The organism is Undibacterium sp. Di26W, from assembly GCF_049340265.1.
Lineage (GTDB): Bacteria > Pseudomonadota > Gammaproteobacteria > Burkholderiales > Burkholderiaceae_D > Undibacterium.
The window spans coordinates 1-892 of record NZ_JBMPOR010000064.1 but is presented as its reverse complement, the minus strand read 5'-3'; the positions used below and the strand labels follow the sequence as shown (position 1 = coordinate 892).

At 50.2% G+C, this 892-nt stretch carries 1 protein-coding gene; it reads right to left on the bottom strand.

Annotated elements, in window-relative coordinates:
• Nucleotides 1-266: 266 nt before the first annotated feature.
• Nucleotides 267-892, bottom strand: a 626-nt coding sequence (locus tag ACO0LM_RS28620) for a MotA/TolQ/ExbB proton channel family protein (RefSeq protein WP_423042342.1), incomplete at its 5' end; no start/stop codon positions are given.

Sequence of the window (892 nt, the reverse complement as noted above, 5' to 3'; positions counted from 1 at the left end):
TCGCCATCACCATCATTGCCAATTGCCATTGCCATAATGTGTTCTCTTTCGATGTTACGCTTTAAACCCTTAAGACCGCTCAACACAGAGGCACAGAGACACAGAGAAAATCAGGAGGAAAACCTCTTGGTAAGTCGTGACTTTCATCACTTTTACGATATCACCTGCACGGTGCTTCATTCTCTTTTGATGTTCTCTGTGACTTTTCTCTGTGTCTCTGTGTCTCTGTGGTTAAGGGTCTTGGTTTAACTTAAACCTGATACGACTTATTTTTTAGCTGCTGTCTTGCCCATGTTGCCGGACAATACTACAGAATGCAGGTCAGCGGAGAAGGCACGGACTTCTTCCATGGCGCTCTTGTTGCGACGTACCAGGAAGTTGTAACCCAGAACCGCAGGAACAGCCACTGCCAGACCAATTGCCGTCATGATCAGCGCTTCACCCACAGGACCGGCTACTTTGTCGATCGATGCCTGACCAGACATACCAATGGCTGTCAGCGCATGGTAAATACCCCATACTGTACCAAACAGACCAACGAACGGTGCAGTGGAACCAACGGTTGCCAGGAAGGCCAGACCATCTTGCAGACGGCTTTGGACTTTTTCCACAGCGCGCTGGATGGACATGGATACCCAGGTATTCAAGTCGATTTGTTCCAGCAATGCGCCTTCATGGTGTTCTGTGGCTTTGATGCCAGAGTCAGCGATGAAGCGGAATGGGCTGCCTTCTTTCAGGGAAGACGCACCGGCTTGCACGGAGGAGGCTTTCCAGAATTTGGCGCGGGCTTCAGTTGCCTGGCCAGACAGTTTGACCTGGTCGATGATTTTGGTGATGAGGATGTACCAGCTGCCCATGGACATGATGACCATGATGATCAGTGTGCCTTTGG